This window comes from Caulobacter segnis (genome assembly GCF_003243465.1).
Classification (GTDB): domain Bacteria; phylum Pseudomonadota; class Alphaproteobacteria; order Caulobacterales; family Caulobacteraceae; genus Caulobacter; species Caulobacter segnis_A.
Map to the genome: position 1 here is coordinate 36,634 of NZ_QFQZ01000034.1, position 9,566 is coordinate 46,199.

The 9,566-nt window shown below is 68.1% G+C and carries 8 protein-coding genes; 6 read left to right on the plus strand and 2 right to left on the minus strand.

All coding sequences use genetic code 11. The features are described 5' to 3' along the window. Window positions 1-14 precede the first annotated feature (14 nt). The 4 genes from DI526_RS12110 to DI526_RS12125 all read left to right on the plus strand — a co-directional run bounded on the left by DI526_RS12110 (window position 15) and on the right by DI526_RS12125 (window position 4,331). A complete protein-coding gene (locus tag DI526_RS12110) occupies window positions 15-224 on the plus strand; it encodes a hypothetical protein (RefSeq protein ID WP_304278054.1) in 210 nt (69 codons plus the stop codon). An 88-nt stretch (window positions 225-312) separates the two neighbouring features. Next, window positions 313-528, plus strand: coding sequence for a hypothetical protein (locus DI526_RS12115; RefSeq protein WP_304278056.1), 216 nt, complete (start codon window positions 313-315; stop codon window positions 526-528). A gap of 59 nt (window positions 529-587) precedes the next feature. After that, window positions 588-1,640 carry a pseudaminic acid synthase gene (gene pseI, locus DI526_RS12120; RefSeq protein ID WP_304278058.1) on the plus strand — a complete coding sequence of 351 codons (1,053 nt, stop codon included), beginning with the start codon at window positions 588-590 and terminating at the stop codon, window positions 1,638-1,640. A 414-nt stretch (window positions 1,641-2,054) separates the two neighbouring features. Beyond that, a complete protein-coding gene (locus DI526_RS12125; protein WP_304278060.1) occupies window positions 2,055-4,331 on the plus strand; it encodes a TonB-dependent receptor in 2,277 nt (758 codons plus the stop codon). Window positions 4,332-4,574: 243 nt separating this feature from the next. Here the strand turns inward: DI526_RS12125 and DI526_RS12130 are convergent, their stop codons facing one another. Beyond that, window positions 4,575-6,797 (minus strand): bifunctional diguanylate cyclase/phosphodiesterase, encoded by a 2,223-nt coding sequence (locus DI526_RS12130; RefSeq protein WP_304278062.1) that lies wholly within the window; start codon window positions 6,795-6,797, stop codon window positions 4,575-4,577. Between the two features lie 215 nt (window positions 6,798-7,012). Here DI526_RS12130 and prfA point away from each other — a divergent pair, with 215 nt between their 5' ends. Next, a complete protein-coding gene (prfA, locus tag DI526_RS12135; protein WP_304278066.1) occupies window positions 7,013-8,083 on the plus strand; it encodes a peptide chain release factor 1 in 1,071 nt (356 codons plus the stop codon). A gap of 3 nt (window positions 8,084-8,086) precedes the next feature. Then, entirely contained in the window at window positions 8,087-8,854 is a 768-nt protein-coding gene (locus DI526_RS12140; protein WP_304278069.1) for a pseudouridine synthase, read from the plus strand. Here DI526_RS12140 and DI526_RS12145 read toward each other — a convergent pair. After that, a complete protein-coding gene (locus tag DI526_RS12145; RefSeq protein WP_304278072.1) occupies window positions 8,851-9,015 on the minus strand; it encodes a hypothetical protein in 165 nt (54 codons plus the stop codon). The two genes, DI526_RS12140 and DI526_RS12145, sit on opposite strands and share 4 nt — an antisense overlap. Between the last annotated feature and the right edge of the window lie 551 nt (window positions 9,016-9,566).

Sequence of the window (9,566 nt, forward strand, 5' to 3'; positions counted from 1 at the left end):
CGGGAGGAACACTCATGAAGCTCGGAGTCATGCTGGGCGTGGGGCTGGTCGTCCTGTTCGCGGGCCTGGCCAATTTCTGGATCGGCGACATCAAGCTCGGCCTGGTGATGATCGCCATATTCTGCGCCCTGGCCGGCGTCTCGGCCATGGTCGGCAAGCGGGAATACGAGGAGCGCCGCAGCCGCCGGCCGCCGCTGCACGACTACGAACCGCATCTGGAGTAAAGTTGGCCCATGTATTTTCCCCAGTAGGGAGGAGCGGAGGGCATGGATGACGCGTCTATCCTATCGATTGACGGTTTGGGGCCCTTGCGTGTGGCTCGCCACCTGCGGCGCGCTCTTCGACTATTTCAATAAGTTCTGGGGTCCGGGGCTTTTAGGCGGGGCGCTGATCGGATTTCTTGCCGGTCGAGAGCGCTGGAGAGCCCAGCAGCGAGATCGGGCGCTGCGCGCGCGGCTCACTGACGGCCTTAACGGCCTGCCGCAGTATGGTCCTTGGGACGAGAAGAACGGTTCGGATCTGGATTGACACCTCGTCCACCTTTGGCGGGTTAAGCTGGCGGCAACCACGTTTCCGGGTGATCCGCCATGTCCGCCCCCTTCATCGAGATCGCCGGTCGCCGGATCGGCGCCGACCATGCGCCCTATGTGATCTGCGAGCTGTCGGGTAACCACAACGGCAGTCTCGACCGCTGCCTGGAAATGGTGGACGCGGCGGCCGACACCGGCTGTGACGCGATCAAGATCCAGACCTACACCGCCGACACCATCACGCTCGATGTCGACCGGCCGGAGTTCAAGATCCATGGCGGCCTGTGGGACGGCCGCAGCCTGTATGAGCTCTACCAGGAGGCCCAGACGCCGTTCGAGTGGCACGCGGCCATCTTCGAGCGCGCCAAGCAGCGCGGCGTGACCATCTTCTCCAGCCCGTTCGACGAGACCGCCGTCGACCTTCTGGACGACCTGGGCGCGCCGGCCTTCAAGATCGCCTCGTTCGAGGCCGTCGACCTGCCGCTGATCCGATACGCCGCCGCGAAGGGCAAGCCGCTGATCATCTCGACCGGCATGGCCAACCTGGAAGAGATGAAGACCGCCCGCGACACGGCCCTGGCCGCCGGCGCGCCGGGCGTCCTGCTGCTGCACTGCGTCTCCAGCTATCCGGCGACCTTCGGCGACGCCAATGTCCGCACCATCCCCGACATGGCCGCCCGCTTCGACTGTCCGATCGGCCTCTCCGACCACACGCCAGGGACGGCCGCGGCCGTGGCGGCGGTGGCGCTGGGCGCGGCCTGCGTCGAGAAGCACTTCACCCTGGCCCGCGCCGACGGCGGCCCGGACGCGGCCTTCAGCCTGGAGCCGGCCGAATTCAAGGCCCTGGTCGACGACACCAGGAACGCCTGGGCCGCCCTGGGCGTCGCGCACTACGACGTGCTGGGCGCCGAGCGCGCCAACCTGCAGTTCCGCCGCTCGCTCTACGTCACCGCCGACGTCAGGGCGGGCGAGGTCCTGAGCCGCGGCAACATCCGCTCGGTGCGCCCCGGCGCCGGCCTGCCGCCGGGCGACCTGGACAAGGTGCTGGGCCGCCCGGCGACCCGCGACCTGACGCGCGGCGAGCCCCTCGACTGGTCCATGGTAGGGTAAGGTCCGGGCGGGCTCGCGGCCAAGGAAGCGTCCAAGCACTTGGTGCGGGCCGCGGTGGCGGTGAACTTGGGTGGGCGTTCATAAACCCGACCTCCCCGGCGAACGCCGGGGCCCAGATCGAACCCGTTGACGGTCGGAAGTTGGCTAGGCTTCAGGCGCGAACACCCAAACCGCTCCGGATGAATCTGGGCCCCGGCATTCGCCGGGGAGGTCGGAAGAGCGGGCAATCGCACACCGTGAGAGAAGGAAGCCTCGCCCAACAAGTAAGTAAACTTTCACTGGACTGACATGGAAGCGGCCTATAGCGCGGGCGTGATCCGCCGTGGGGCCTTAAGCGATGAGCCATCGCGCGCCCCCGCTGGCGGCTCGCGTCTCTCGAACGACGGCCACAAGGCCGCGAACAAGGTCTCTCACATGCGCACTCAACCCTCCCTCAAGCTGGCGTGCCTCTTGGGCGTGTCCCTGCTGGGCGTCGCCTCGGCCGCCCAGGCCCGCCAGGCCGCCGAGCCGACCACGGCGCTCGAAGAAGTCGTCGTCACCGCCGAGCGCCGCTCGGAAAACCTGCAGAAGGTGCCGCTGTCGGTGGCCGCGGTCGGCGGCGACCAGCTGCGCGCCGTCCAGGCCGGCGGCGAGGACATCCTGGCCCTGTCGGGTCGCGTCCCCAGCCTGTACGCCGAAACCACCACGGGCCGGATCTTCCCGCGCTTCTACATCCGCGGCCTCGGCAATATCGACTTCTACCTGGGCGCCTCGCAGCCCGTGTCGATCATCCAGGACGACGTCGTCCTGGAGCATGTGACCCTGAAGTCGAACCCGATGTTCGACATCAAGCAGGTCGAAGTGCTGCGCGGCCCGCAAGGCTCGCTGTTCGGCCGCAACACCACCGCCGGCATCATCAAGTTCGACACCGCCAAGCCGACCCAGGACCTGCAAGGCCGCTTCTCGACCTCTTACGGTAGCTACGGGACGACCACCTTCGACGGCGGGATCGGCGGTCCGATCGTCCAGGACAAGCTGGCCTTCCGCCTGTCGGCCCTCTACCAGCACCGCGACGACTGGGTCGACAACACCTTCGCCGGGACCAGCGCCGACGGCACCGTCACGCCCAAGAAGAACGCCATGGGCGGCTACACCGAGAAGGACGCCCGGATCCAGATCCTGGCGACGCCGAACGACAAGCTGACCGTGCTCGGCTCGGCCCACGTGCGCGACTACGACGGCACCTCGACCCTGTTCCTGCGCGGCGCCCTGATCAAGGGCTCGAACAAGCCCAACGCCCCGCGCGACAGCGTCGCCTATGACGAGGCCAACAACAATCCGCAGGCCTATCAGATGGCCGGCGCCAGCCTGAACATCGCCTACGACTTCGGTCCGGTTACCCTGACCTCGATCAGCGCCTACGAGGCCGCCAAGGGCAAGAGCCGCGGCGACACCGACGGCGGCGCGGCGGCCAATTTCCCGGTCAACGGCGTCCCGAACGGCTTTGGCCAGTCGATGGGCCAGCTGAAGGACCTCGACCAGGTCAGCCAGGAAATCCGCCTGGCCAGCAACAGCGACGGCCGCCTGAAGTGGCAGGTCGGCGGCATGCTGTTCAGCTCGGAAGACCTGACCAACTTCTACCAGCGCGCCTTCTTCACCAAGACCAACCCCAACAACTGGGTGGCGCTGAGCAACGACAACACCTCGTGGGCCGTGTTCGGCCAGGCCAGCTACAAGGTCACCGACAAGCTGACGGTCACCGCCGGCGCCCGCGAGACCAAGGACGTCAAGAAGACCAACCTGCTGAAGACCGCCGACACCGCCGCCGGCGTCGTCACCTATGCCGGCCGCCGCTACGTGCGCCTGGCCGACACCCAGCCCAGCTGGGACCTGTCGGCCCTGTACGAGGCCACCGACGACTTCAGCGTCTACGCCCGCGTGGCCAAGGGCTTCCGCGGCCCGACCATCCAGGGCCGCTCGGCGGTGTTCAACAGCGACTTCACGACCGCGAACTCGGAAACCATCCTGTCGTGGGAAGCCGGCTTCAAGAGCCGCCTGCTGGACAACACCCTGCGCCTGAACGCCTCGGCGTTCACCTACGAGGTCAGCGACATCCAGCTGAACGGCAACGACAGCAACGGCAACGGCGTGCTGTTCAACGCCGACAAGGCGAAAGCCTACGGCCTGGAAGCCGACGCCGAGTGGCGCCCGATCCCGAACCTGCTGCTGACCGCCGGCGCCAGCTGGCTGCATAGCGAGATCAAGGACAAGCGCGTCTACGCCCAGGTCTGCGCCCTGAACGGGATCGTGGTCTGCACGGTGGAGAACCCGACCATCAAGGTCGGCGCCAACACCTTCGCCCAGATCGACGGCCAGCCGCTGCCGAACGCGCCGAAGTACAACCTGAACTTCACGGCCCGCTACGACGTCCCGGTGGCCGACGATCGCCGCCTGTTCGTCGCCACGGACTGGAACGTCCAGGGCTACACCAACTTCGTGCTCTACAAGACCGAGGAGTTCTACTCGAAGGGCAACTTCGAGGGCGGCGTGAAGCTGGGCTACGAGAACCTCGACAAGGGCTACGAGATCGCCCTGTTCGGCCGCAACATCACCAACGAGAAGAACCTCAAGGGCGTGATCGAGAACTACATGGCCGCCGTCTACAACGAGCCGCGCGTCTGGGGCGTCTCGCTGAGCGCCAAGCTGAAGTAACCCCTTCCTCCCCCGCCCCGCCGTTCCGGCGGGGCGAACTTTCCGGCCTCGGCGTGAAAGCGCCGGGGCCTTTTCTTTTTGGGCGACTTTCCTCCCCCATTTTCGTGTCATCCCGGCCGTAGCGCGCAGCGCGGAGCGCCGGGACCCAGGGGCGGCGCGCACGGCGTTCCTTCCCCCCCTGGGTCCCGGATAGCCTCTGCGAGGCTTCCGGTATGACACGAGAATTGAGCGGCCGCTTTTCAGCTACGCCGCATCCGGCTGGGCCGGCGGGTGCAGGCGGCCGCCTTGGGCGAGCAGGGCGTCGATGGTCTCGGCCGCGACCGGCGGGCTGAACAGGAAGCCCTGGGCCTGGGCGCAGCCGATGGCCTTGAGGATCTCGCGCTGGGCCGCGGTCTCGACGCCCTTGGCCATCACCGACAGGCTCAGCGCCTTGGCCAGGCGGACGATGGCGGCGACCACCGCCTCTGAGTCCGCGTCCTGGCCCAGGGGCGCGACGAAGCTGCGGTCGATCTTGATCCGGTCAATCGGGTAGCGGCGGATGTAGGACAGGCTGGCGCAGCCGACGCCGAAGTCGTCCAGCACCAGCGAGAAGCCCATCTGCCGCAGGCTGTCGACGGTGTCGTGCGCGCCCTCGCCGTCGCCCAGCAGCGCGCTCTCGGTGATCTCGAGCGCCAGCTGGCGCGGATTGGCGCCGGTCTCGCGGATCAGTTCGGCCAGTTCGTCGATGAAGCCGGCGCGCTTCATCTGCCGGGCCGAGACGTTGATGCCGACCTGCAGGCCCCGCCAGCGGAGGCTGTCCCGCAGCGCGCGCCGCAGGACGTAGCGCCCCATCTCCTGGCTGAGACCGCAGTCCTCGGCCAAGGGGATGAAGGCGTCGGGCGGGATCTCGCCGCGCGTCGGATGCGACCATCGCGCCAGGGCCTCGACCCCGATCACCCGATCGCCGGCGTCGACCTGGGGCTGGTAGTCCAGCCGCACGGCGCCGTCGCGCAGGGCCGCGCGCAGGTCCTCCTCCAGCGCCCGCCGCGCCTTCAGGGCGGCGTCCATGGCGTCCTCGAAGAAGCAGTAGCGGCCCCGGCCCTCGCTCTTGGCGCGATACAGCGCCACGTCGGCCCGCCGGGCGGCCTCGGCCGCGCCGATATGGGCCTGGTCGGGCGAGACCAGCACCACCCCCACCGAGCCGCTGACGAAGTGGACGCCGAACGACATCTCCATCGGGCCGCACAGGGCGTTCAGCAACCGCTCGGCCAGGATCGCCGCGCCGTTGGGGTCGATATCCGCCGCGACCACGCCGAACTCGTCGCCGCCCAGGCGCGCCACCGTCTCGCCGCCGCGGCAGACGCTGGCCAGGCGCTCGCCGACCTTGCGGATCAGCTCGTCGCCGGCCGCGTGGCCGTGGGTGTCGTTGACCGCCTTGAAGCGGTCGAGGTCGATGGCCAACACGGCCATGGGCCGAGCCTTGCGCTCCAGCCCCTCGATCGCCTGGCGCAGCCGCTCCTCGAACAGCAGGCGATTGGCCAGGCCCGTCAGGCCGTCATGCAGGGCCAGGTGCTTGGACCGCGCCTCGCTGGCGATCAGCCCCTCGGCGATCATCCGTCCGCGCCGGGCCAGCAGGATCGTCGCCAGGGCCAGGGCGCAGACCACGGCCATGACCGGGCCGATCGTCTTGCGCAGCAGGCGCTGGCCGGGATGCGGCGGGTTCCAGTCCAGGGTGGCCACGACCGCCCCGTTCGCGTCGAGCAGCGGCAGGTGGGTGTAGCCCGTCTCGTCGTCGAGGGTGTCGAGGGCGCGATGCAGATGGGTTCCCGCCAGCAGGAAGCGGTCGGCGAAGGCGTCGACGAAGGCCCCCTCCATCTTCATCGCCGTGATCACGATGGCCTCGGGCGTCCGCCGCACGGGCGCGGTCTGGGTCTCCGAGCGCACGAGGCTGGCGGTGACCAGATAGATCTCGTCCTCGATCTTGGCGAAGGCGCTGACCTGGGCCGGCGCGGCGATCAGCGCCCGTCTCCGCTCTCGGCCGTCCCTGGGCTTGAGGCCATGTTCGCTGACGCGCAGCTTGGCCACCAGCGGGGCCAGCTTGGCGACGCGCCGCTCGGCCTCGGCCTGGGTCAGCCGTCCTTCCTTGGCTTCGGCCAGCCGCATCCGGTCCTGGCCGTCCAGCACGAACACCTGGTCGAAGCCGGTCTGCTGGGCCAGGTAGTTGGTGATGTTGTCCCTGGCCCAGGCCACGTCGAACGGCTGGTCCAGGTGATCCACCGCCTCGTCCCAGATCACCTGGGGGGCGACGGCGTGCTCGACGTCGCGGATCGTGGCGACCAGGCCGCGCTCGACCAGGTCGCGGTCGTGCTGCTGCGCCTCCTGATCGATCTGGCCCGCCAGGATGATCATGACGGATAGAAGCAGGCCGACCGAGGCCAGGGCGATCATCGCCAACGGCGCCGACAGCTTCCGCGAGAGGGCCGTCATTGCGCGGCGTTTCCTTCCATTAAGCTCTACCATGAACGTTAGGCGGAAATGGCTAATCTCTACGGAACGGGTAGGCTTAATCAAATCTGAAGACGCGCGGCGCGGCGTCGCACCGGCCCCGCGTCGCCGGCCGTTCTTCGGCCCGCCCGTTCACTTTGGGCCTGAAAGGTTCTAGAGAGACCGACCCGTCCCCTTAGAACTGCGCGAAACCTCCCTTGCGACTTCCCCAGGCCCGTCTCGACCAGGTTCTCGATCGTTTCCGCGAAGTGGAGGCGCGCATGGGCGCGGCCACCGACGGGACCGAGATCGTCAAGCTCTCCAAGGAGCACGCCGAGCTGAAGCCGGTGGCCGAGGCCGTCGAGCGCCTGGCCAAGCTCTCCGCCGAGCGCGCCGAGCTGGACGTCATGGCCGCCGATCCGGAAATGGCCGACATGGTCCGCGACGAGATGGTCGCCCTGGACGAGCAGCTGCCGGTCCTGGAACGCGACCTTGCTTTGATGCTGGCGCCCAAGGACAAGGACGAGAGCGCCTCGGCCATCCTGGAAGTGCGCGCCGGCACCGGCGGCGACGAAGCGGCCCTGTTCGCCGGCGACCTCTTCCGCATGTACCAGCGCTACGCCCAGCTGCACGGCTGGCGCGTCGAGATCGACAGCATCTCGGAAGGCGAAATGGGCGGCTACAAGGAAATCGTCGCCTCGATCACCGGCGACGGCGTGTTCGGCCGGCTGAAGTTCGAGAGCGGCGTCCACCGCGTTCAGCGCGTGCCGGCCACCGAAGCCCAGGGCCGCATCCACACCTCGGCCGCCACGGTCGCGGTGCTGCCCGAGGCCGAGGACGTCGAGATCGAGATCAAGGAAAGCGACCTGCGGATCGACACCTACCGCTCGTCGGGCGCGGGTGGCCAGCACGTCAACAAGACCGACTCGGCCGTGCGCATCACCCACTTGCCGACCGGCGTGGTGGTGACCTCCTCGGAAAAGTCGCAGCACCAGAACCGCGCCCGGGCCATGAAGAACCTGAAGGCGCGTCTCTACGACATGCAGCGCGAGGCGCTGGACAGCGCCCGCTCGGAGGCCCGCAAGAGCCAGGTCGGCAGCGGCGACCGCTCCGAACGCATCCGCACCTACAACTTCCCGCAGGGCCGGGTGACCGACCACCGGATCAACCTGACGCTCTACAACCTGTCGCGGATCATGGAAGGCGACGCCCTCGACGACGTGATCAACCCGCTGATCGCCGAGGATCAGGCCGAGCGCCTGGCGAGCCTCGAAGAGAGCTTCGGCTAAGTCATGGCCTTCACCCGCACCTACGACGAGGCCGAGCCACAGCGGGTCAACAAGTGGCTGGCCCAGAGCGGCGTCTGCTCGCGCCGCGAGGCCGAGCAGTTGATCAGCGACGGCCTGGTCTCGATCGACGGCGAGGTCGTGGAGGACGTCGGCCGCAAGATCCAGCCGGGCCAGACCCTGGTGCTGGCCGATCGCGCGACGGCCAAGCTGGACGGCACGCCGACCTACCTGATCCACAAGCCGCGCGGCGTGGTCTCGTCGCAGCCGGATCCCGGCCAGGTTCCTGCCGCGCGCCTGCTGACCCGCGCCAACCTGTGGGGCGACGCGGCGGGCGTGGCCATCCCGCAGTCGGGCGACCTGATCCCGCCGGTCGGCCGCCTCGACAAGGACTCCCGCGGCCTCTTGCTGCTGTCGCAGGACGGCGTGGTGGCCAAGGCCGTGATCGGACCTCAGTCGGATCTGGAGAAGGAGTATCGCGTCGCCGTCATGGGCGAGTTGACCGAGGAGAAGCTGGAGCTTCTACGCTTCGGCCTTGAGCTCGACGGCCGCGAACTGAAGCCGGCGGAGGTGGAGGTGATCTCCGACCAGCGCCTGCGCTTTGTCCTGCGGGAAGGCCGCAACCGGCAAATCCGCCGGATGTGCGACCTCGTCGATTTGAAGGTGGTGGACCTGTTCCGCGTGCGGATCGGTCCGCTGGACCTGGGCGACATGCCCGAAGGCCGCTGGCGGCCGCTGACGAGCGCCGAACGGACGGCGTTAGTGGAAGCCTAGCCGATCTGGTCGATGATCTCGGCGCGCAGCTCGGCGCGGGTCATGCCGGGCCAGGCCCATTCGCTTTGCGCCGGACGCGCCGGCGACAGCGCAACGCGCGGCTGGGTTTGGGTGCGGGGCGCGCGCCGAACGGCGGCCTCGCGGATAGAAACGATTTTCATGAAGTTCCAAAACAGGGGCCTGCTGAATTGCGGGCCCCGAACGCTAGATGGGTGGGAAATCGCTCGAAGCCGTCGATGACGGCGCGGAGCGGATGAAGCGCGGCCTTGCGTCTTGTGACGCGTGAGCGGCGAGCGCTTATGGATGACAGATGGTGCGGCGGGCGTCTCGTTCAAGGGGCGCGCCGCCCAAGAATCCCTCTCTCTGGATGTAGCGCGACATTTGGTTTCGCAGTGCGAGACACTTGGTTTCGCAGTGCCTTTGAAATTCAGCAAGGGCCAATAGCACTCAGCGGAACGGTCTGGCGGGCTCGGCGTTTGACCAGCGCTCCCTGATCAGCTCCCCCGACCTTGTCAGGTAGAGCAAGAGCCCCGGCGATGCCTCGCCGGGGCTCTCTTTATTCACGCTTCAAAGATCGTTCGAAGGACCATGGAAGGCCCTTTCAAAGGTCAGTTCGGGCTAGCCGCCAGCGCAGTCAGGCAGGCGACGGCGCCGGCGGTCAACTTGCCGGCCAGGTAGGCCGTACCCGCGATGTTCGGGTGGGTGTTGTCCG